21 protein-coding genes are annotated in these 20419 nt (G+C 72.4%); 20 read left to right on the forward strand and 1 reads right to left on the reverse strand.

Features of this window, described 5'->3' with window-relative positions; genetic code table 11:
* Positions 1-133: 133 nt before the first annotated feature.
* The 20 genes from ACFQZ6_RS19470 (at position 134) to ACFQZ6_RS19565 (ending at position 20187) form a co-directional block, all read left to right on the forward strand.
* Positions 134-373: a helix-turn-helix transcriptional regulator gene (locus tag ACFQZ6_RS19470; RefSeq protein ID WP_381610910.1), complete on the forward strand. Its 240-nt coding sequence runs from the start codon at positions 134-136 to the stop codon at positions 371-373.
* A 658-nt stretch (positions 374-1031) separates the two neighbouring features.
* The gene (locus tag ACFQZ6_RS19475; protein WP_381610912.1) at positions 1032-2273 is read left to right on the forward strand and encodes a tyrosine-type recombinase/integrase; all 1242 of its coding nucleotides are present in this window, start codon (positions 1032-1034) and stop codon (positions 2271-2273) included.
* Between the two features lie 459 nt (positions 2274-2732).
* A protein-coding gene (locus ACFQZ6_RS19480; RefSeq protein WP_381607587.1) for an IS5 family transposase occupies positions 2733-3595 on the forward strand; the annotation gives its coding sequence in 2 pieces (ribosomal slippage) (positions 2733-3102 and positions 3102-3595; 864 coding nt in all).
* Between the two features lie 601 nt (positions 3596-4196).
* Complete coding sequence (locus tag ACFQZ6_RS19485) at positions 4197-4487, forward strand: hypothetical protein (RefSeq protein WP_381610914.1); 291 nt, start codon at positions 4197-4199, stop codon at positions 4485-4487.
* Positions 4488-4877: 390 nt separating this feature from the next.
* Positions 4878-5447 (forward strand): DUF2617 family protein, encoded by a 570-nt coding sequence (locus ACFQZ6_RS19490; protein ID WP_381610916.1) that lies wholly within the window; start codon positions 4878-4880, stop codon positions 5445-5447.
* 81 nt (positions 5448-5528) lie between these two features.
* Positions 5529-7169 carry a polyamine aminopropyltransferase gene (locus ACFQZ6_RS19495; protein ID WP_381610918.1) on the forward strand — a complete coding sequence of 547 codons (1641 nt, stop codon included), beginning with the start codon at positions 5529-5531 and terminating at the stop codon, positions 7167-7169.
* 68 nt (positions 7170-7237) lie between these two features.
* The gene (locus ACFQZ6_RS19500) at positions 7238-8164 is read left to right on the forward strand and encodes an SRPBCC domain-containing protein (RefSeq protein ID WP_381610920.1); all 927 of its coding nucleotides are present in this window, start codon (positions 7238-7240) and stop codon (positions 8162-8164) included.
* A gap of 45 nt (positions 8165-8209) precedes the next feature.
* Positions 8210-8998: an aldose epimerase family protein gene (locus tag ACFQZ6_RS19505; RefSeq protein WP_381610921.1), complete on the forward strand. Its 789-nt coding sequence runs from the start codon at positions 8210-8212 to the stop codon at positions 8996-8998.
* Positions 8999-9028: 30 nt separating this feature from the next.
* Positions 9029-9577: an orotate phosphoribosyltransferase gene (pyrE, locus tag ACFQZ6_RS19510; protein WP_381610923.1), complete on the forward strand. Its 549-nt coding sequence runs from the start codon at positions 9029-9031 to the stop codon at positions 9575-9577.
* Positions 9578-9701: 124 nt separating this feature from the next.
* Entirely contained in the window at positions 9702-10733 is a 1032-nt protein-coding gene (gene fbaA / locus ACFQZ6_RS19515; protein WP_381610925.1) for a class II fructose-bisphosphate aldolase, read from the forward strand.
* 70 nt (positions 10734-10803) lie between these two features.
* Positions 10804-12276 carry an MFS transporter gene (locus ACFQZ6_RS19520; protein WP_381610926.1) on the forward strand — a complete coding sequence of 491 codons (1473 nt, stop codon included), beginning with the start codon at positions 10804-10806 and terminating at the stop codon, positions 12274-12276.
* 84 nt (positions 12277-12360) lie between these two features.
* Positions 12361-12774 (forward strand): DUF3151 domain-containing protein, encoded by a 414-nt coding sequence (locus ACFQZ6_RS19525; protein WP_381610928.1) that lies wholly within the window; start codon positions 12361-12363, stop codon positions 12772-12774.
* A 146-nt stretch (positions 12775-12920) separates the two neighbouring features.
* Positions 12921-13760 (forward strand): tryptophan 2,3-dioxygenase family protein, encoded by an 840-nt coding sequence (locus ACFQZ6_RS19530; protein WP_381610930.1) that lies wholly within the window; start codon positions 12921-12923, stop codon positions 13758-13760.
* On the forward strand, positions 13753-14943 hold the full coding sequence (kynU, locus tag ACFQZ6_RS19535; protein ID WP_381610932.1) for a kynureninase: 1191 nt from the start codon (positions 13753-13755) through the stop codon (positions 14941-14943). The genes ACFQZ6_RS19530 and kynU overlap by 8 nt, the downstream gene beginning before the upstream one ends.
* A 50-nt stretch (positions 14944-14993) precedes the next feature.
* Positions 14994-15863, forward strand: a complete 870-nt coding sequence (locus tag ACFQZ6_RS19540) for an alpha/beta hydrolase family protein (RefSeq protein ID WP_381610933.1) — start codon at positions 14994-14996, stop codon at positions 15861-15863.
* 104 nt (positions 15864-15967) lie between these two features.
* Positions 15968-17290: a sensor histidine kinase gene (locus tag ACFQZ6_RS19545; protein ID WP_381618451.1), complete on the forward strand. Its 1323-nt coding sequence runs from the start codon at positions 15968-15970 to the stop codon at positions 17288-17290.
* A complete protein-coding gene (locus ACFQZ6_RS19550) occupies positions 17287-17958 on the forward strand; it encodes a response regulator (protein WP_381610935.1) in 672 nt (223 codons plus the stop codon). The genes ACFQZ6_RS19545 and ACFQZ6_RS19550 overlap by 4 nt, the downstream gene beginning before the upstream one ends.
* A 294-nt stretch (positions 17959-18252) precedes the next feature.
* The gene (locus tag ACFQZ6_RS19555; RefSeq protein WP_381618453.1) at positions 18253-18693 is read left to right on the forward strand and encodes an RNA polymerase sigma factor; all 441 of its coding nucleotides are present in this window, start codon (positions 18253-18255) and stop codon (positions 18691-18693) included.
* A complete protein-coding gene (locus tag ACFQZ6_RS19560) occupies positions 18690-18935 on the forward strand; it encodes a hypothetical protein (RefSeq protein ID WP_381610937.1) in 246 nt (81 codons plus the stop codon). The genes ACFQZ6_RS19555 and ACFQZ6_RS19560 overlap by 4 nt, the downstream gene beginning before the upstream one ends.
* A 49-nt stretch (positions 18936-18984) precedes the next feature.
* Complete coding sequence (locus ACFQZ6_RS19565; protein WP_381610939.1) at positions 18985-20187, forward strand: cytochrome P450; 1203 nt, start codon at positions 18985-18987, stop codon at positions 20185-20187.
* On the opposite strand, the gene ACFQZ6_RS19570 is transcribed toward ACFQZ6_RS19565, so the two are convergent.
* Positions 20171-20401 (reverse strand): hypothetical protein, encoded by a 231-nt coding sequence (locus ACFQZ6_RS19570; RefSeq protein ID WP_381610941.1) that lies wholly within the window; start codon positions 20399-20401, stop codon positions 20171-20173. The two genes, ACFQZ6_RS19565 and ACFQZ6_RS19570, sit on opposite strands and share 17 nt — an antisense overlap.
* Positions 20402-20419: the final 18 nt, after the last annotated feature.

Below are 20419 nucleotides of genomic sequence, written 5' to 3' on the forward strand. Positions count from 1 at the left end.
TCCCGCTGACCTGCGAGAACGCGGGCGTGCGGACGCTGGGGCGCTGCGGACGCTGAAATACACCAACTCTCTAGGACGGCAACCGGCACCACTCCCACGCACCGCCCGACGGACACGAGGAGTCACCACCGCCATGGCCACCGAAGAGCCCACCGACCCGCGCGCCATCCTGCGCGGGGGCCTCCCGGACCGCTACCTCACCCCCGAGGACCTGGTCACCATGTTCAGCCTCCCCAGCGTCGAGACCGTCTACCAGTGGCGCCGCAAGCGCATCGGCCCGCCCGGCTTCCGCGTCGGCCGCTACCTCCGCTTCAACCCGGCCGCAGTGAGGGCGTGGGAGGCCGAACGTACCGCCCTCGACGACGCGGCCTGAACCGTCCGACCCCGGGCCCCGGGACGTGACGAAACCGGGCGTAGCTGGCACGGGTTTCGTCACGCCAACCGGCCCGGCCCGGCGAGGGAGGCACCACCCGCCGGGCCGGGGAGGCGGGGAGAACTCCCCAACCGTCTCCCCGGCCCGCATCCCCCGCGCCGATCAGCGCAAACAGCACTTCGGGGAGGCGGGGAGGCGCCCCCGGAAGCACCCGGAAAACCCCCTCGGGAAGCCTTTCGGCACCCCTGCTGGTGCCTCCCCCGCCGGGCCCGGCGGACACCGTGAACGGCAGGGAGGCGCCGCCCGCCGGGCCAGGGAGACAGGGAGAACTCCCTGACCGGCTCCCTGACCCACCTCCCTCTACCTGATCAGCGCAAATGGCCTCTCAGGGACGCAGGGAGGCACACCCCCAGCACCCACGAAACCCCCCTCAGAACGGCACCCAACACCCCCTGCCTCAGCCTCCCTGAGACCCGCCGCAGCGCTGCTACCGGTAGCAGCCCCACCCGCTACCGGTAGCACCCCCGCTAGCAGTCCAAACCCCCAGTGATCAGGCCCGTAGCAAGTAGCGGGCCAGGCCCAGCACACCCCAAAACCGGCCCGACGGGACCCAACCAGCCCCGCCGCGCCCTGCTACCGAGAAGGGACACAGCCCCTCATGGCTGGCCACATCCAAGACCGCTGGTACAAGACCGATACCGGCGCCAACGGCAAGACCACCCGCGTCAAGACCGACCGTTACGGCAAGGGTCTCCGCTACCGGGCCCGCTACGTCGGCCCCGACGGCACCGAGAAGTCCAAGAGCTTCCCCGACGGCAAGAAGCGGCTCGCTGAGAAGTGGCTCAGCGCCATCGAGACGGACATGACGCGGGGGCAGTACACCGACCCCAAGTCCATGCAGATCACGTTCCGGCAGTACGCCGAGAAGTGGTTGGACACCAAGACGCCCAGCGTGATGACCCGGAAGGAACTCGGTCGGCGGCTGCGGCTGCACGCCTACCCGGTGCTCGGTTCCCGGCCGATCGGGACGTTCCGTCCGGAGCACATCCGGGAGTTCGTTGCCGTCCTGGAAGCGAAGCCCGGTGTCGGCCCGTCCTACGCCCGGAACATCTTCGCGGATGTTCAGTCGGTCCTGTCCGCCGCTGTCGATGACGGGCTGTTGTCGCGCAACCCGTGCGGTGCGCGGAGCGTCCGGCGCCCCAAGCCCGATCCGCGTCCGGTGGTCCCGTGGGTGCCCGCTCAGGTGTCTGCCGTTCGGGCGGCTCTTCTGGAGCGGTATCGGGCAATGGTCGACGTCGGGGCCGGATGCGGCCTGCGCCAGGGCGAGGTGTTCGGGCTCGCTGAGGACGCCATCGACGCCGACGGGCGCACGCTCCACGTGGTCCGGCAGATCAAGCAAGTGGAAGGGCACCCGGTGTTCGCTCTGCCCAAGGGCGGCAAGACGCGGGACGTGCCGTTACCCAACTCCGTGGCGGAAGCGCTCCGGGCCCACATGGACGCCTTCAAGCCCGTTGAGATCACGTTGCCGTGGGACGTGCCGGAGGGCCCGAAGGTGTCCGCCCGGCTGATCTTCACGGCTGAACAAGGGGGCATGGTGTGGCGCAGCAACTTCAACGGCAAGGAGTGGAAGCCTGCCCTGGCGGTCGCTGGGCTCATCCCGGAAGCGGATGAGGATGGTAAGTACGAGTCGGCCCGCGAGCACGGTATGCACGCCCTGAGGCACTTCTACGCCTCTGCGTTGTTGGACGCGGGCGAGAATATCAAGGCTGTCAGCGAGTACATGGGGCACGCCGATCCGGCGTTGACGCTGCGGGTGTACGCCCACCTGATGCCCGACAGCCGCGAGCGGGCCCGGCGTGCCATCGATTCCGTGTTCCAGCGTGGTCTCAACGGTTCTTGATACGGCTCATCGCGCAGCTCAGCAAGTCGTAGTCAAGTTGTCCAAGGCAGTGGCAGAGCATCTGGCGAGCCCTGGCGAACCATGGCGAATAGTCGCCCGCCACCCTCACCCCAGGTAGGTTGCGAGAACGGCACTTGTCTCCGCACGACTCCCTGGCTCGACGCGGCCGGGGGCCAACTACGGCGCTCCCGCGCTCTAGTTGGAGGTAACGAGAGACAGGAGCTGGCACGATGGGGCGACCCAAGCAGAGGAAGCGCCGCCAACGCCCGAAGAGGGACTGGCTGGAGTTGGCGGTGGTGATTCTCGGAGCGGTCACTGCCATCGCGGGATGCGCTGAGCGGTTCCTTCACTGACCCAGTGAGGTGCCGGGTGCTCCGGCCGATACGGAAGGGCTGAGTGAGCCCGGCCGGGATCTAGGGGCTGTCTTCAAAGATCATCTGGGTGGTAGATCATGGTGTTGTGGTACGTCGTCATGAACTCACCGACCGGGAGTGGGAGTTGCTCGTTCCGCTGATACCCCGGGCCGCGACGGGGCGGCCTCGAGTGGAGGACCGGCAGGTCATCAACGGGATGGTCTACAAGATCCGCACCGGGATCTCCTGGCGTGACCTGCCGGAACGCTACGGGCCGTGGAAGACCGTCTACACCCGCTTCCGCCGCTACGCCCTGGACGGGGTGTTCACCCGGGCTCTGCAGCAGATCCAGGCCCAGGCGGACGCGGCCGGCGACATCGACTGGCTGGTCCAGATCGACTCCACCATCGTCCGCGCTCACCAGCACGCCGCCGCCACGGGCCGAAAAGGGGGCGGCACCAGCAGGACGAACCGGACGATCACGCCCTCGGCCGATCCCGCGGCGGACTGACCACCAAAGTCCACCTCGCCTGCGACGGCAAGGGCCGCCCGCTCGCGATCCTGGTGACGCCCGGCCAACGCCACGACAGTGTCTGTGCACGCCCTCTGCTGGAACGGATCCGTGTTCCCCGCACCGGCCTGGGCCGGCCTCGGTGCAGGCCCGACCAGGTCATCGCAGACAAGGCTTACAGCTCCCGCAGCTTCCGCGCCTACCTGCGAAAACGCGGCATTGCGCACACCATTCCGGAGAAAACCGACCAGCGACGGCACCGGCTGAGGCGCGGTTGCCAAGGCGGCCGACCGCCAGGGTTCGACCGGGAGACCTACCGGCGGCGCAACGTGATCGAGCGCTGCTTCAACCGGCTCAAGGGCTTCCGCGGCATCGCCACCCGATACGACAAGACCGCCACCTCCTACGAAGCGGCGGTCACCCTCGCATCGCTCCTACTCTGGGCAAGATCCGTTTGAAGACGGACCCTAGTCGGCCGGGCTCACGTTCCCCGCGCGCGAGGTCTGGCTCCGGGCACATCCGGAGCCAGGCACTCGTGATTCACGCGGGAGTCTTGGGCCAGACGTTGACGCACAGCGGTCATCCAAGAGCCCATGGCGGTTGCTCTTGATATGGCCTCGATACTACAGCCGCCCCACCTGCAATTACCTTTGCCGATGCGCGTTATTGCAGGTCAGGGGGTGGCGCAAAGGTCTGGCGGTCCGTGGCGAAGTCCATGCGAATTTTTCTGGTGCTCACCATTCACGCAGGTCAGTGCGCTGCCAGGGTGGCGGGAAGTCTTGCGAAGGGTGGCGGAGGGTGGCGGTTTCAGTTGTCTTTGCACGGTCCTTCGCCTGGGATCGCTGCCCGGCCGAGAAGCTCACGGCCCAGAGGCGGCCCACTTGCCTACAGTCGGCCCCTGGACTTCCTTTTGTGCAGGTCAGGAGCCATTGCGATGAGAGAACCCTCTGAGGTTCCTCAACTGTGCTTTGGGCCGACGGCGGGCCGGGCATCCCCCGGGCACAACGTACGAGGCGCCCACGGGGGGCCGCTTCGGGGGACTCAGGAAGTGGGGGCGGCATGATCGCTGTCGGTGCGGGTGGTGTCGTGGTCGGGGTGATGACCGTGCTGGCGCTGGCGCTGCTGGTCACCGGGGTGTTCGCGGTGTTCTCGCGGCGGCGGCCGGTGCGGGCCCGGTCCGGGGGGCGGGGCGGTTCCGGCGGCTCCGGCCACCAGGCGAGCTGGTGGGTCGACTTCGGGAGCGGCGGCGGGGACTCGGGGGGCGGCAGTTCCTGTGGGGGCGGCGGGGGATCGTCCTGCGGGGGAGGGTCGTCCTGCGGGGGTGGGGGCGGTTGTGGGGGCGGTAGCTGACACCTGTCGTCACGGGGGACCACCACCGTACGGGCGCCCGCCGGTTCACTCCGACCGGCGGGCGCCCCGTCGTCGTGGAGCGCCCCGGCGCGCACTCCAACCGGACAGTCGTGCGCCGGAGTTGAACTGATGAGCTGTGGAGCCCTCGGTGGGATGGAAACCCCACGAAGTTGGGTAAAAACGCTGTGGCGACGCCACAGTTCATGATTCCCTCTAAAACGCCAACGCAGCCCGTGGACGTCCCTCGGACACATTCATGACTCCTGAGCGGGCTGTCCCGGCTGTCCGGGCTGACCGGGCCATCTCCCCGGTGACCGGGGTACACCGGCGCCGACCGGGTACTCCGACATCCCACACCGCCTTATCTTTGCGTGCCAGCGGAGCCGATCCATGCTCACGACCCTCACCACCTCCTATACCGATACGCGCGCGGCCGACCTCGCCTGGGCACTGGGCCGTGAGCCGCTGCCCGCCCTCGCCACCCTCGACCTCGAACTGACCGGCGCCAGACTCCAGTTGCGGCTGCTCGGCGCGTCCCACCAGGTCCTCCTGGAGGAGGGCGAGGTGCACTGCTCGGAGACGGTCGCCTGCATCCCCGGCAGCAGCACCCCGCTGCCGCTCGGCGTCGCCAAGCGCGTCGGGGACTGGGAGTACGAGTTCGCCGCGCGCGTCGAGGTCCTCTCCCCGGGCTCCTTCGCGGGCCGCGCCCAGGAGTTGCTCGCCCTCGTCTCCGACCACCCGCACGGCCTCGCCGGGGTCTTCCCCGGCAGCCCGCACGCCTTCACCGCGATGCTCGCCCAGCGCCACGAGGGCCAGGTGCACTGGCGCACCTGGCACGCCTACCCGCAGGACGGGCAGTTGGTGGCGACCCGGACGAGGGTGGGCGTGCGGCACACGACGGCGGCGGCGAGACCGTCCGCGGACGCCGGACCGGGGCGGCTCGACCCGTCCGCCGTCTGAAACGCCCCACCCCACTAGAACGTGCGTCTCCACACGTGTGGGTGACGAGCCGCTGCACATCCGTGACGTAACGTCCCTGTTGTGATCGACCCGCACGCGCCGTCACGCCCCGCAGCCCCGCCGTCCTGGCGTGGCCCCGCGCGGCTCCCCGTCCGGCCGGACACCGGACGGCTCCTGGTCCTCGCGTGCGTCTTCGTCTGCGCGGCCTGCGGACTCGTCTACGAACTCGAACTGGTCGCCCTCGCCTCGTACCTGATCGGCGACTCGGTCACCCAGGCGTCCGTCATCCTCTCCGTGATGGTCTTCGCCATGGGCGTCGGCTCGCTCGCCGCCAAACGGCTGCGCCGCCACGCCGCCGCCGGGTTCGGCGCCGTCGAGGTCGTGCTCGCCCTCGTCGGTGGGTGCAGCGCGCTCGCCCTGTACGCCGTGTTCGCCTGGACCGGCGACTGGGGCGGCGTGTGGGGGTACGGCCCGCGCTGTCTGCTGGTCGCGTTCTCGCTCGCGATAGGTCTGCTGATCGGCGCCGAGGTCCCGCTGCTGATGGAGCTGATCCAGCGCATCCGGCGGCAGGACGCGGGCCGCGCGGTGGCCGACCTGTTCGCCGCGGACTACGTCGGCGCGCTCGTCGGCGGCCTCGCCTTCCCCTTCCTCCTGCTGCCGTTCCTGGGCCAGTTGACCGGCGCGCTGCTCACCGGCGCGGTCAACGTCGTCGCGGGCGGCGCCCTCGTGCTCGGCCTGTTCCGCGGCGACCTCACCCGCCGCGCCCGCTGGCTGCTGATGGTCGCCAACGTCGCCGTGCTCGGCGTCCTCGCCGCCACCGCCGTACTCGTTGACGACTTCGAACGCGCCGCCCGGCAGGCGGTCTACGGCAAGGGCGTCCGCGTCGCCCTCCAGAGCGACGTGCAGGAGATCGTCCTCACCGGCGGCACCCACGGCCGCCCCCTCGACCTCTTCCTCGACGGACGGCTGCGGATCAGCGGGCGCGACGAGCGGCGCTACCACGAGGCCCTCGTCCACCCCGCGATGAACGGCCCGCACGCGCGCGTGCTCGTCCTCGGCGGCGGCGACGGGCTCGCCGCCCGCGAGGTGCTGCGCCACCCCGGCGTGCGCCGCGTGCACATCGTCGACCTGGACCCGGCCGTCGTCCGGCTCGCCCGCCAGGACCCGGCGCTCGCCGCGCTCAACGGGCACGTCTACGCCGACCCGCGCGTGCGCGTCTCCACCGGCGACGCCTTCCACTGGCTGCGCCGGGCGCCCACCGCCTCGTACGACGTGGTCATCTCCGACCTGCCGGACCCCGGCATCACCGCCAGCGCCAAGCTGTACTCACAGGAGTTTTACGGCCTCACCCGGCAGGTCCTCACCGACGGCGGGCGGCTCGCCGTGCACGCCGGGCCCGTGCGGACGCGCCCCCGCGTCTTCTGGACCGTCGAGGCGACCCTGCGCGCCGCCGGGCTGCGCCCCGCCCCCTACCGGGTCGGCGGCGACGTCACCGGGTTCGGCGCCGGACCCGACCGCACCGCCAGCCCGTCGCCCGTGGGACACGACTGGGGTTTCCTCCTCGCGGGCCGCGACGACCGCCCACCGCTACGGCTGCCGGGCGCCCCGCGACTGGGCACCCTCACCCAGGAGATGCTGACGGGGGACGCGCGGGCGGCGGTGCGGACCCGGGTGCCGGGGCTGGCGGCCTCGACGCTGGTGCACCCGCGGTACACGAGGTGAGGGTCGGGCGCCGTCCCGCTCCGGCGCTTCCGGCGTAAATTCGCCCCCGCTGGGTAGGCTCCGTCGACATGGAGCATGAGGTCTTCGTTCCGGTTCCGGCCGAGCGGTTGCGGGAGGCGCTGGCCGACCCCGCGCGGGTGGCGCGGGCCGTTCCCGGGCTCCAGCAGGAGGCGGGCGCCGAGCCCGTCGCCGGGCGCCTGAAGGTGCGGATCGGCTCGACCAGCATCACCTACCGCGGCGCCCTGCGGATCACCCCGCGGGAGGACGGCGCGTACGCCGTCGAGGGTGACGCCAGCGAGGCCCGCGGCAGCGGCTCGGTCAAGGTCGAGCTGACCCTCAGGGTGCGGTCGGCCGAGGGCGGCGCCGTCCTCGCCGTCACCGGGACCGCCGACGCGGACGGGCGGGTCACCGAACTGTCCGAGGGCCCCGTCCACACCGCCGTGACCCGGCTCCTCAACCGGTTCGCGGAACACCTCGGCACCGAGGCCGCAGAGAGCACGGCGGCCGCCGGGTCCGTCGAATCCGTCGAACCGGCCGAGCCCGCCGACTCCGCCGAGCCCGTCGGGTCCGTAGCCACCGAGGACTTCGAGCCATCCGCGTCCGGCGACTTCGAGGCCGCCCCGGACGCCGACGACGCGGCGGTGCCGCCCGCGGAGCGGACCGGGTCCCTGTACGAGGCGGAGGTGCCGCCCTCGTCCCTGGAACCGGACGACGAACCGGACGACGAACCCGACGACGAACCCGACGACGAACCGGACGAGCCGCCCACCGACGCCGACACCGAACCCCCCGCCGAAGCCGCCCACGCCCGGCGCACGATGATCGGGCGCAGCGCGGAAGAGGTCGACCACGCCCCGCCCCGGGGCCGCTACGCCCCCGTCCCCGCCCCGCAGCCCAGCAGCCCCGGCGGCGCCGCCCTGCGCTGGGCCGCCCCCGCCGCGGCGGTCGTGCTGGCGTCGATCGTCGTCGGCCGGGTGCTGCGCAAGCGGCGGTGACGCGATCCCGAAGGGGCCGTCGGAGCGGGACAGTAGGGTCGTCCCGTGAGTGACGAAGAGATCACGTTGACCGCGGGAGACGCGGAAGCGACCGTGCGGGTGGCGAACGGCGGCCGGGTCGGAGGGGTCCGCGTCGGCGGTGTGGAGCTGCTGCGGCAGGGGGAGCGGTTCGGGTGCTTCCCGATGGTCCCCTGGTGCGGCCGGATTCGCGACGGGCGGTTCAGGGACGGCGCGACCACGCACCAGATGCCGCTCAACGCCCCGCCCCACGCCATCCACGGCACCGCCCGCGACGGCGCCTGGACCCTCGCCCGGCACACCGGCGACGAGGCGGTCCTGACGTACGACCTCGGCCAGCCGTGGCCCTACTCGGGCCGGGTCACCCAGGTGTTCGCGCTGGCGCCGGACGCGCTGACGCTGACCATGGCCGTGGAGACGTACGCGTCCTCCTTCCCGGCGCAGATCGGCTGGCACCCGTGGTTCAACCGGGAGATCGGCGGGGCGTCGGTGGAGATCGGCTTCGCCGCGCAGTGGCAGGAGGAGCGCGGCGACGACCACCTGCCCACCGGCCGCCGCATCGACCCCAAGCCCGGCCCCTGGGACGACTGCTTCGGGATGCCCGACGGCGTCGACGTCACGCTCACCTGGCCGGGACAGCTTGAGGTGAGGGTGACCAGCCCCGAGCAGTGGGTCGTCGTCTACGACGAGCAGGACGCCGCCGTCTGCGTGGAGCCGCAGACCGGACCGCCCAACGGGCTGAACACCGCGCCCCGCCTCGTGACGCCGCTGGAGCCGCTGGAGGCGACGACGACCTGGCGCTGGCGGCGGCTCTGACCGGCAGAAGGTCCCCTTAAGCTGGCAGGCATGACGGACGTGCGTGCTGCGCTGCTTCAGCAGATCAAGGACAAGGCCGTGGTGCACGGCAAGGTGACCCTGTCGTCGGGCATCGAGGCCGACTACTACGTGGACCTGCGCCGCGTCACCCTCGACGGTCAGGCCGCCCCGCTGGTGGGGCAGGTGCTCCTCGACCTCACCGACGGGCTGGAGTTCGACGCGGTGGGCGGGCTGACCATGGGCGCCGACCCGGTCGCCGCGGCCATGCTGCACGCCGCCGCCGGGCGCGGGCGGCGGCTCGACGCGTTCGTGGTCCGCAAGGCCGCCAAGGCGCACGGGTTGCAGCGCCGGGTCGAGGGTCCGGACATCGCCGGGCGGCGGGTGCTCGTCGTCGAGGACACCTCGACGACCGGCGGCTCCCCGCTCGCCGCCGTGGAGGCGGTGCGGGAGGCCGGGGCGGAGGTCGTCGCCGTCGCGACCATCGTCGACCGGGCGACCGGCGCCGCGGAGAAGATCCAGGAGGGCGCGGGGGTGCCGTACCTGTACGCCTTCTCCAAGGACGAGCTGGGTCTGGACTGAGCTTCCGGTTGTCCGGGAGGCGGACCCGTCTGGAAAGATGAGGGCGACGACGACGTCACCCTCAAGGTCTAGGTCAGGGCCGAATCACGCAGTACGCCAACCCGCACATACAAGGAGCGGACAGATGCCCATCGCAACCCCCGAGGTCTACAACGAGATGCTCGACCGGGCGAAGGCAGGCAAGTTCGCCTACCCGGCCATCAACGTCACCTCGACCCAGACCCTGCACGCGGCGCTGCGTGGCTTCGCCGAGGCCGAGAGCGACGGCATCGTCCAGATCTCGACCGGTGGCGCCGAGTTCCTGGGCGGCCAGCACAACAAGGACATGGTGACGGGCGCCGTGGCCCTCGCCGAGTTCGCGCACGTCGTCGCCAGGAAGTACGACGTGACGGTCGCCCTGCACACCGACCACTGCCCCAAGGACAAGCTCGACGGGTACGTCCGTCCGCTGCTCGCCGTCTCCGAGGAGCGCGTCGCCCGCGGCGAGAACCCGCTGTTCCAGTCCCACATGTGGGACGGCTCCGCGGAGACCCTCGCCGACAACCTGGCCATCGGCCAGGAACTGCTCGCCCGCGCCGCCGCCGCCAAGATCATCCTGGAGGTGGAGATCACCCCCACCGGCGGTGAGGAGGACGGCGTCAGCCACGAGATCAACGACGAGCTGTACACGACCGTCGACGACGCGCTGCGCACGGCCGAGGCCCTCGGCCTGGGCGAGAAGGGCCGCTACCTGCTGGCCGCGTCCTTCGGCAACGTGCACGGCGTGTACAAGCCGGGCAACGTCGTCCTCCGTCCCGAGCTGCTCAAGGAACTGAACGAGGGCGTCGCCGCGAAGTACGGCCGCCCCGCCGGTGACAAGGTCTTCGACTTCGTCTTCCACGGCGGTTCCGGCTCCACGCCGGAGGAGATCGCCACCGCGCTGGAGAACGGCGTGGTGAAGATGAACCTCGACACCGACACGCAGTACGCCTTCACGCGCCCCGTCGCGGACCACATGTTCCGCAACTACGACGGCGTCCTGAAGGTCGACGGCGAGGTCGGCTCCAAGAAGACGTACGACCCGCGGACCTGGGGCAAGCTGGCCGAGGCGGGCATGGCGGCGCGCGTCGTCGAGGCGTGCCAGAGCCTGCGGTCGGCCGGTACGAAGCTGAAGTAGTCGGCACGGCTTTCCCCACGAGCCCGACGAGCCCGGCGCCACGGCGCCGGGCTCGTTGTATATGTGGGGCATGTCCTCCGATGTGCGGCTGGCGTCACCGCAAGGCAAGTGGGTCCTGTTCACCACGGTGCTCGGCTCCAGCATGGCCCTGCTGGACTCGACCGTCGTCAACGTCGCCCTGCCGCGCATCGGCCGCGACCTGGACACCGACCTCGCGGCGCTCCAGTGGACCGTCAACGCGTACATGCTGACGCTGGCCGGGCTGATCCTGCTGGGCGGCGCGCTCGGGGACCGGTACGGGCGGCGCCGGGTGTTCGTGGTGGGGGTGGTGTGGTTCGCGGTGGCGTCGCTGTTGTGCGGGATCGCGCCGAACGCGGGCGTGCTGATCGCGGCGCGGGCGCTCCAGGGTGTGGGCGGGGCGCTGCTGACGCCCGGGTCGCTGGCGCTGATCCAGGCGTCGTTCCACCCCGACGACCGGGGGCGGGCGGTGGGCCTGTGGTCCGGGTTCGGCGGCATCGGGGCGGCGGTGGGGCCGTTCCTGGGCGGCTGGCTGGTGGACGGTCCCGGCTGGCGGTGGGTGTTCCTGCTGAACGTGCCGCTGGCGCTGGTGTGCGTGCCGGTGGCGCTGCGGCACGTGCCCGAGTCGGGGGACGGCCGGAAGGCGCACGGCCGGTTCGACGTGCTGGGCGCGGCGCTCGGCGCGGTGGCGCTCGCGCTGGTGACGTACGCCCTGATCGAGGCCGGGGAGGGCGAGCCGGGGGCGGTCGTGGTGGGCGCGGCGGTGCTGGGGCTGGCGGCCGGGGTCGCGTTCGTCGTGGTGGAGCGGCGGCGTCCGGACCCGATGCTGCCGCCGGAGATCTTCGCCTCCCGGCAGTTCACGGCGGTCAACCTGGTCACGCTGTGCGTGTACGCGGCGTTCGGCGGGTTCTTCTTCCTCGGCGTGGTGCAGTTGCAGGTCGTCTCCGGCTACTCGGCGCTCCGCGCGGGGACGGCGCTGCTGCCCGCGACGCTGCTGATGCTGCTGTTCTCCGCGCGGTCGGGCGAGCTGAGCGACCGGATCGGCCCGCGCGTGCCGCTGACGGTGGGCCCGCTGCTGTGCGCGGCGGGCCTGCTGCTGATGCTGCGGGTCGGTGGGGACGCGTCGTACGTGGCGGACGTGCTGCCCGCCGTCCTGGTGCTTGGCACCGGCATGGTGACGCTGGTCGCGCCGCTCACCGCGACCGTGCTGGCCTCGGTGGACACCGGGCGCGCCGGGCTGGCCAGCGGCATCAACAACGCGGCGGCACGGGCGGCGGGCCTGGTCGCGGTGGCGGCGCTGCCGCTGCTCGCCGGGATGGGGCCGGACGCGTACCGCTCACCGGCCGCCTTCGACGCCGCGTTCGGCCGGGCGATGCTGATCTGCGCGGCCGTCCTGGCGGCGGGCTCGGCCCTCGCCTTCGCGACGGTACGCCGCCCGCCCCCGGGCTGCGCCCGCCCCGAGTGCCACACGCACGGCTCGGTGGCGGTGCCACCGTTGGAGGGGCGGCGGGGCGGGCGACTGTGAGCGGCGGGTGCGCGGCGCCGCCCGACCCCGGGACGTGCGTACCGGGGGCCCGCCCGCCCCCACGGGATGCAGCAGACTGGGGACATGACGATTCACGAGAACCTCCTCGGGGGCCCGCCCCCGACCCACCTCCCCGACGACCCCGAGCCGCGCGAGCTGCTCGCGAGCGGTGCCGCGCCCGCCGAGGTCGCCGCGAAGTACCCGACCTCCTCGCTGGCCTGGGCCCAGTTGGCGGACGAGGCGTTCGAGCGGGGCAGCGTCGTGGAGTCGTACGCCTACGCCCGTACCGGCTACCACCGCGGTCTGGACGCCCTGCGCCGCAGCGGCTGGAAGGGCCACGGCCCGGTGCCGTGGGAGCACGAGCCGAACCGCGGCTTCCTGCGCGCCCTGCACGCCCTGGCCCGCGCCGCGGGCGCGATCGGGGAGCAGGAGGAGTACGAGCGCTGCACCCAGTTCCTGAAGGACTCCTCCGCGACGGCCGCCCAGACCCTGGGCTGACCCGGCGGGCCCCGGCCCGTCCGGTGTGATCAGACGGGCCTTGCGGCGGCCGGGCCCACCCCGCAGGATGCTGGTGGGGACCGGGGCCCCCGTGCCGGAATCGGCAGGGGCGGACCGCTACCCGGAGTACACAGCAGGAGACAGCGATGTCCCATGAGGCTCAGCAGGCGCACGAGCCCGAGACCCCGCATCTCGATTTCCAGGGCACGACGCCGTACGAGGACTACGTCAAGGCGGACGTGCTCACCCACCTCCAGCACACCCTCTCCGACGATCCCGGAGAGATGGTCTTCCTGGTCACGACCCAGGTGATGGAGCTGTGGTTCACCGTCATCGTCCACGAGTGGCAGACGGCGGCGGACGCGTTGCGCGAGGACCGGGTACCGGTGGCGGTGGCCGCGCTGAAGCGGTCCGTACGGGAGCTGGAGGCGCTGAACGCCTCCTGGAAGCCGCTCGGCCAGCTCACCCCGCAGCAGTTCAACTCCTACCGGTCCGCCCTCGGCGAGGGCTCCGGCTTCCAGTCCGCGATGTACCGGCGGCTGGAGTTCCTGCTCGGTGAGAAGTCCGCGTCGATGCTCGTCCCGCACCGCGGCGCCCCGCGCGCCCACGCGGAGCTGGAGAAGGCGCTGCACGAGCCGAGCCTCTACGACGAGGTGCTGCGGCTGCTCGCCCGGCGCGGGTACGCGATCCCGGACTCGGTGCTGCGGCGCGACGTCTCCCAGCGCTACGAGCCGTCGGACGCCGTGGAGGCGGCCTGGGCGGCGGTGTACTCCGGCGACCCGGCCGACGAGCTGGCCCGTCTGGGCGAGGCGCTGTCCGACGTCGCGGAGCTGGTGTGGCGCTGGCGCAACGACCACTTGGTGGCGACGCGCCGCGCGATGGGCGCCAAGCCCGGCACGGGCGGCTCGGCCGGGGTGGCGTGGTTGGAGAAGCGGGCCCGGAAGAACGTCTTCCCCGAGCTGTGGACGGCACGGTCGTATGTCTGAGCAGATGCTGAGGGCGGAGAAGCTGGACGCCGGGGACGACCTGGCCGCGTGCCGCTCCCGCTTCGTCCTCGACGACGTGGTCTACTTGGACGGCAACTCGCTGGGTGCCCTGCCCGCCGCCGTCCCCGCCCGCGTCGACGACGCCGTGCGGCGGCAGTGGGGCGAGCTGCGCATCCGGTCCTGGACCGAGAGCGGCTGGTGGACCGCGCCCGAGCGGATCGGTGACCGGATCGCCCCGCTGGTGGGGGCGGCGGCCGGGCAGATCGTCGTCGGCGACTCGACGAGCGTGAACGTGTTCAAGGCGGTCGTGGGCGCCGTACGCCTCGCGGGTCAGGAGCGGGACGAGATCCTCGTCGACGCCACCACCTTCCCCACGGACGGCTACATCGCCGAGTCCGCCGCCCGCATGACCGGCCGTACGCTGCGCCCGGTGCAGCCCGCCGAGGTGCCGGACGCGCTGGGCGACCGTACCGCCGCCGTGCTGCTCAACCACGTCGACTACCGCACCGGACGCCTGCACGACCTGCCCTCCCTCACCGCCGCGGTGCGGGCGGCGGGCGCGGTGTCGGTGTGGGACCTGTGCCACAGCGCGGGCGCGCTGCCGGTCGGGCTCGACGAGCACGGCGTGGACCTCGCGGTTGGCTGCACGTACAAGTACCTCAACGGCGGTCCGGGCGCCCCGGCGTACCTGTACGTCCGCCGCGAGCACCAGGACCGCTTCGACTCCCCCCTGCCCGGCTGGAACTCGCACGCCGAGCCCTTCGGGATGCGCGGCGACTACGAGCCCACCTCGGGTGCGGCGCGGGGGCGCGTGGGCACGCCGGACATCCTGTCCATGCTGGCCCTGGAGGCGGCCCTCGACGTCTGGGACGGGGTCTCCGTGGACGCCGTACGCGCCAAGTCCCTCGCCCTCACCGACTTCTTCCTGGAGTGCGTGGCGGAGTACGTCCCCGCCGGGCGCGTGGAGTGCGTGACGCCGGTGGCGCACGCGGAGCGCGGCAGTCAGATCGCGCTGCGCTGCGCGGACGCGGGTGCGGTGATGGGGCGGCTCATCGAGCGGGGGGTCGTCGGGGACTTCCGGCACCCGGACGTCCTGCGGTTCGGGTTCACCCCGCTGTACGTGAGCTTCGCGGAGGTGGAGCGGGCGGCCCGGGTGCTGGCGGAGGTGGTGGCGGCGGGCTGATACCGTCCCGGCCAACCGCCGAATTCCGCCGTACCGCTAAGAGGTTGACCATGCCTGACGCCGACGCCGCCAGAGACGCCGCCGCCGCGGAGGAGGCGTCGGCGTTCGCACACGCGCCCGTCGACCCGGACGGTACGGCGGCGTACGGCGACCATCCGGACCAGGTGGTGGACTTCTACCTCCCGCGCGGCGGCGTCCCCGAGGGCGCCGTCGTGCCGCTGGTCGTCGTCCTGCACGGCGGCGCCTGGCGGGCGGCGTACGACCGGCGGCACGTCACGCCGTTCGCGGACTTCCTGGCGCGACGGGGGTTCGCGGTGGCCACCGTGGAGTACCGGCGCGGCGGTACGGAGGACGGCGCCGCCGGGCGGTGGCCGGAGACGTTCGACGACGTCGCCGCCGCGCTGGACGCGTTGCCCGCGCTGGCCCGGCAGGCGGTACCGGGCGCCGACCCGCGCCGTACGGTCCTCACCGGGCACTCCGCGGGCGGGCACCTCGCCCTGTGGGCGGCGGCCCGGCACCTGCTGCCCGCCGACGCCCCCTGGCGCACCGACCGGCCCGCACCCCTGCGCGGGGTCGTCGCGCTGGCCCCGATCGCGGACCTGGAGGTGGCGGAGAAGCTCGCGGTCTGCGGCGGCGCGGCGGGCCAACTGCTGGGTCCGGGTACGGAGTTCGAGGCCCGCCGCCCGTACGCCGACCCGGCGCTGCTCCTGCCCACCGGCATCGCCACCACCCTCGTCCAGGGCCGCACGGACGTGGTGGTGCCACCCGCCGTCAGCGAGTCCTACGCGGACGCGGCGGCGAAGGCGGGCGAGGTCGTCGGCCTGACGCTGCTGGAGGACGTCGGCCACTTCCCGCTGATCGACCCCGCGGCGGACGCGTGCGCGGTGGTGGCGGAGGAGATAGCGCAGTTGGCCTGGTAGTACCTGAGACGGACCCGGAAGGACCCGTCTCACTGGTGACGACCGGACCGCGGGTCCGGGCCTACCGTCGTACCGTGACCGAGACGACGACCACCCAGACGGGGATGACGCCACCGGGCGGCGGGGTTGCGCGCAGCCCCGAGTTCCGGCTGGCCATGGATGCCTTGCGGGGCCTGCGGCAGGACCTCTTCGACGACGCCTTCGCGTACCGCCCGCTGCCGCGCAGGGAGACCGACGGACCGCTGGTCAGGCGGCTGCCCGACAGGCTGCGGAGGCAGGCCGGACTGCTCCCGCACGCGCTGGTGACGGCGGCCGGGGTGCTGGCGATGCTCATCGCGTGGGCCAACAGCGCCGATCCCGTCGTGGCGGTGCTGTGCGGGTTCCTCGCGCTGGTGCCGGTGCTGGTGACGCTGGTCCGGCCCGTGGGCGCCCTGTGGCTGTCCTTCGCGTCGACGGCGGCGGTCGCCGTGGTCGGCACCACCTGGAACGACTGGCCCTGGCTGCCCGGCAGTTTCGCCTCCCACCTGACGGTGCTGACGGTGGTGGCGATACGGACCCGGCCGCGTACGGCGGGGTGGATGTGGGTGCTGACGGCGGCGTACGGCTTCGTCGCGGAGACGGTGTTCGGCTGGGGGCACCTCGGCACCAACACGGCGCCGATGCTGGTGGTGTCGGCGCTGTCGCTGCTGGCGGTGACGGTGTGGCACATCCGGCGTACGGCGGAGCGCGAGGTGACCGCGCAGCTGACGGTGACCGCGCACGAGCGGTCCCGGCGCACCCTGCTTGAGGAGCGGACGACGATCGCCCGTGAGCTGCACGACGTGGTCGCGCACCACATGTCGGTCGTGGCGATCCAGGCGGAGGCGGCACCGTACCGGGTGGAGAACCCGCCGCCGGAGCTGGAGCGGGCGTTCGCCACGATCCGGGAGAACGCGGTGGCGGCGCTGACGGAGCTGCGCCGGGTCCTGGGCGTCGTACGCGCCGAGGACTACGAGGCCCCCGACGCCCCGCAACCCACGCTGGCCGACCTGGACGCCCTCCTCGCCAACGTGCGGGACGCGGGCCTGGCGGTGGAGAAGGTGGTGACCGGCGCGGTGCGGGAGCTGCCGCAGGGGGTGGAGCTGTCGGCGTACCGGATCGTGCAGGAGGCGCTGAGCAACACCCTGCGCCACGCGCCCGGCGCGAGCGCCCGCGTGGAGATCGGCTACGTCCTCGGCGGGCTGGGCCTGCGGGTGCTCAACACCCCGCCACCGGCGCCGTCGTTGGTGAAGCCGTCGCCGGGCGCGGGGCACGGCATCACCGGGATGCGGGAGCGGGTGTCGATGCTGGGCGGTGAGATGACGGCGGCGCCGACGCCCGAGGGCGGCTACGAGGTGACGGTGTTCCTGCCGGTCGCCACGGTGACGGTGAGCGAGGACGAGGCATGACACCGATCCGCGTGCTGATCGCGGACGACCAGATGATGGTGCGCGAGGGCTTCTCCGTGTTGTTGAACGCGATGCCGGACATCGAGGTCGTCGGCGAGGCGGTGAACGGGCGCGAGGCGGTGGAGCGGGTACGGGAGCTGGGTCCGGACGTGGTTCTGATGGACATCCGGATGCCGGACCTGAACGGCATCGAGGCGACGCGCGAGATCGCGGCGTCGGACGGCACGGCGAAGGTGCTGGTGCTGACCACGTTCGACCTCGACGAGTACGTCTACCAGGCCCTACGTGCCGGGGCCTCGGGCTTCCTCCTGAAGGACGCGTCGGCCCGCCAACTCGCGGAGGGCGTACGGGTGGTGGCCTCGGGCGAGGCGCTCCTGGCCCCGTCGGTCACCCGACGCCTGATCACGGAGTTCGCCAAGCTCTCCTCCGACACCCCCCGCATCCCGGCGACGGCCCAGGCGGCCTACGGCGACCTCACCGAGCGGGAGACGGAGGTGCTGGTGCTGATCGCGCAGGGCCTGTCGAACGCGGAGATCGCGGAGCGGCTGGTGGTGGCGGAGTCGACGATCAAGACCCACGTGAGCCGGGTCCTGGTGAAGCTGGGCCTGCGGGACCGCACGCAGGCGGCGGTGTTCGCGTACGAGGCGCGGCTGGTCACGCCGCGGTGAGCTGACACCACACCACGACCCCAGGAGGTGAATCCTTTTCCGCACGGCCCGCCTCTTGTCCGTGGACCGGCCGCGTGGGCCGACGGAACGCAGGAGGGACCCCATGGTCGTTGGCGGCATAGTGATCGGCGTGGTGTTGGTGGCCGCGTGCGGGGCGCACCTCGCGCGGCGCTGGAAGAAGGGCCGTAGCTCGTGACGCGGCGCTTCCGTTGGCCCGACGACCGGCTGATCAGGGCGGCGCAGGACGGCGACGTCACGTCGCTCACGACCGTCGTCATGGAGTCACAGCCCCACGTGCGCAGGTTCGCCCTGTCGCTGTGCGCGTCACCGCAGGACGCGGAGGACGCGGCGCAGGAGGCGTTGATCATCCTGTACCGGAAGATCGGCACGCTCCGGGCGACCGGCGCGCTCGCCTCGTGGATGTTCCGGATCGTGCGGAACGAATGCCTCCGGCAGCTACGGCTGCTCGCGTCGCGGAGCGACGAGGTGACGGCGGAACCGGAGGCGTCCGCCGAGGAGGAGGCGCTGCGCAGGTGGGAGGTGGAGCGGATCGCGACCGCGGTCAGCGCGCTCCCCCGAGACCAGCGCCAGGTCCTGGTCATGCGGGACGTCCAGGGCCTGCCCGGCAGCACCGTCGCCCGGTGTCTGGGCCTCAGCACCGCCGCGATGAAGTCGCGCCTGCACCGAGCGCGCGCGGCGCTACGCCACTCACTGGAACGGACCCACCAGTCGTGAACCACGCCAGCAAGTCCGTCCCCCGCCACCTGGCACGCGGCGCCCTCGGCGTCGGCCTGGTCGTCGGCTCGATCGCCCTCGTCCCCACCCTCGGCCCGCTCACCCTGCTGGCGGCCCCGCTGGCCCTGCCGGCCTTCCGCGGCTGCCCCACCTGCTGGCTGATCGGCCTCACCCAGACCATCACCCAAGGCCGCCTCCGCCGCACCTGCACGGACGGCACCTGCACCCTCACCAGGACCTGAGCGAAGTTCCCCCTGGTCACCAGGGGGGACGTGCGGCTAACGTCCGTTCATGGCTGCCTTCGACCCCTGGGACCCCGCGTTCGTCGACGACCCCTACCCCGCCTACGCCGAGCTGCGGGCTGGGGGGAGGGTGCGGTACTTCGAGGCCACCGATCAGTGGCTGGTGCCGCGGCACGCTGACGTCTCGGCGCTGTTGCGGGAACGGCGGCTGGGGCGGACGTACCGGCACCGGTTCACGGACGAGGAGTTCGGGCGGACCCCGCCGCCCCCCGAGCAGGAGCCGTTCCACACGCTCAACGACCACGGGATGCTGGACCTGGAACCGCCGGACCACACCCGCATCCGGCGACTGGTGTCGAAGGCGTTCACGCCGCGCACGGTGGAGCGGCTGAAGCCGTACGTGACCCGGCTGGCCGGGGAGCTGGTGGACCGGCTCGTCGAGGCGGGCGGCGGGGACCTGCTCACCGACGTCGCCGAGCCGCTGCCCGTCGCCGTCATCGCGGAGATGCTGGGTATTCCGGAGAGCGACCGGGCGCCGCTGCGGCCCTGGTCGGCGGATATCTGCGGGATGTACGAGCTGAACCCGTCCGAGGAGACGGCGGCCAACGCCGTGCGGGCCTCCGTCGAGTTCACCGACTACCTGCGGGACCTGATCGCCGTACGGCGCGAGGAACCCGGCGAGGACCTCATCTCCGGGCTCATCGCGGCGCACGACGAAGGGGACCGGCTCACCGAGCAGGAGATGATCTCCACGTGCGTGCTGCTGCTGAACGCGGGGCACGAGGCGACCGTCAACGCCACCGTCAACGGGTGGTACGCCCTGTTCCGCAACCCCGGGCAGCTCGCCGCCCTGCGTGCCGACCACTCCCTCGTGCCCAGTGCCGTCGAGGAGCTGATGCGGTACGACACCCCGCTCCAGCTCTTCGAGCGGTGGGTGCTGGACGAGATCGAGATCGACGGGGTCACCATTCCGCGCGGGGCCGAGATCGCCATGCTCTTCGGGGCCGCCAACCACGATCCGGACGTGTTCCGGGAGCCGGAGACGCTCGACCTCGGCCGGGTGGACAACCCGCACATCTCCTTCAGCGCCGGGATTCACTACTGCATCGGCGCGCCCCTCGCCCGTATCGAGCTGGCCGCGTCGATGAGCGCCCTGCTCAGCAAGGCGCCGACCCTCGCGCTCGTCGAGGAGCCGACGCGGAAGCCGAACTTCGTGATCCGGGGGCTCGAAGGGCTCAGCGTCTCCGTCTGAGGGCGAGGCGGCGGGTCAGGGCCCAGGCGGCGAGGGCCAGGGCGGTGCCGCCCAGGACGGCCAGCGGCAGCTCGGCGTAGAGGACGCTCCAGTCGGGGGACTGCTCGAAGCGGAAGAAGCGGCCCCGGAAGTCCCACGACCACAGCGCCAGGCCGGTGGCCGCGCCCACGACGCCGAGCAGGCAGCCTCCCGCGGCCCGCGCACGTTCTCCCATACCCGGTAGGGACGTGCG

The organism is Streptomyces flavalbus, from assembly GCF_042674625.1.
Classification (GTDB): domain Bacteria; phylum Actinomycetota; class Actinomycetes; order Streptomycetales; family Streptomycetaceae; genus Streptomyces; species Streptomyces flavalbus.

What these genes read in the sequence shown, in the direction of transcription:
- ACFQZ6_RS19470 (WP_381610910.1), top strand. Translation starts at nt 134, where the DNA reads ATGGCCACCGAAGAGCCCACCGACCCGCGCGCCATCCTGCGCGGGGGC.
- ACFQZ6_RS19475 (WP_381610912.1), top strand. Translation starts at nt 1,032, where the DNA reads ATGGCTGGCCACATCCAAGACCGCTGGTACAAGACCGATACCGGCGCC.
- ACFQZ6_RS19485 (WP_381610914.1), top strand. Translation starts at nt 4,197, where the DNA reads ATGATCGCTGTCGGTGCGGGTGGTGTCGTGGTCGGGGTGATGACCGTG.
- ACFQZ6_RS19490 (WP_381610916.1), top strand. Translation starts at nt 4,878, where the DNA reads ATGCTCACGACCCTCACCACCTCCTATACCGATACGCGCGCGGCCGAC.
- ACFQZ6_RS19500 (WP_381610920.1), top strand. Translation starts at nt 7,238, where the DNA reads ATGGAGCATGAGGTCTTCGTTCCGGTTCCGGCCGAGCGGTTGCGGGAG.
- pyrE (WP_381610923.1), top strand. Translation starts at nt 9,029, where the DNA reads ATGACGGACGTGCGTGCTGCGCTGCTTCAGCAGATCAAGGACAAGGCC.
- fbaA (WP_381610925.1), top strand. Translation starts at nt 9,702, where the DNA reads ATGCCCATCGCAACCCCCGAGGTCTACAACGAGATGCTCGACCGGGCG.
- ACFQZ6_RS19520 (WP_381610926.1), top strand. Translation starts at nt 10,804, where the DNA reads ATGTCCTCCGATGTGCGGCTGGCGTCACCGCAAGGCAAGTGGGTCCTG.
- ACFQZ6_RS19525 (WP_381610928.1), top strand. Translation starts at nt 12,361, where the DNA reads ATGACGATTCACGAGAACCTCCTCGGGGGCCCGCCCCCGACCCACCTC.
- ACFQZ6_RS19530 (WP_381610930.1), top strand. Translation starts at nt 12,921, where the DNA reads ATGTCCCATGAGGCTCAGCAGGCGCACGAGCCCGAGACCCCGCATCTC.
- kynU (WP_381610932.1), top strand. Translation starts at nt 13,753, where the DNA reads ATGTCTGAGCAGATGCTGAGGGCGGAGAAGCTGGACGCCGGGGACGAC.
- ACFQZ6_RS19540 (WP_381610933.1), top strand. Translation starts at nt 14,994, where the DNA reads ATGCCTGACGCCGACGCCGCCAGAGACGCCGCCGCCGCGGAGGAGGCG.
- ACFQZ6_RS19545 (WP_381618451.1), top strand. Translation starts at nt 15,968, where the DNA reads ATGACGCCACCGGGCGGCGGGGTTGCGCGCAGCCCCGAGTTCCGGCTG.
- ACFQZ6_RS19550 (WP_381610935.1), top strand. Translation starts at nt 17,287, where the DNA reads ATGACACCGATCCGCGTGCTGATCGCGGACGACCAGATGATGGTGCGC.
- ACFQZ6_RS19565 (WP_381610939.1), top strand. Translation starts at nt 18,985, where the DNA reads ATGGCTGCCTTCGACCCCTGGGACCCCGCGTTCGTCGACGACCCCTAC.
- ACFQZ6_RS19570 (WP_381610941.1), bottom strand. Translation starts at nt 20,401, where the DNA reads ATGGGAGAACGTGCGCGGGCCGCGGGAGGCTGCCTGCTCGGCGTCGTG.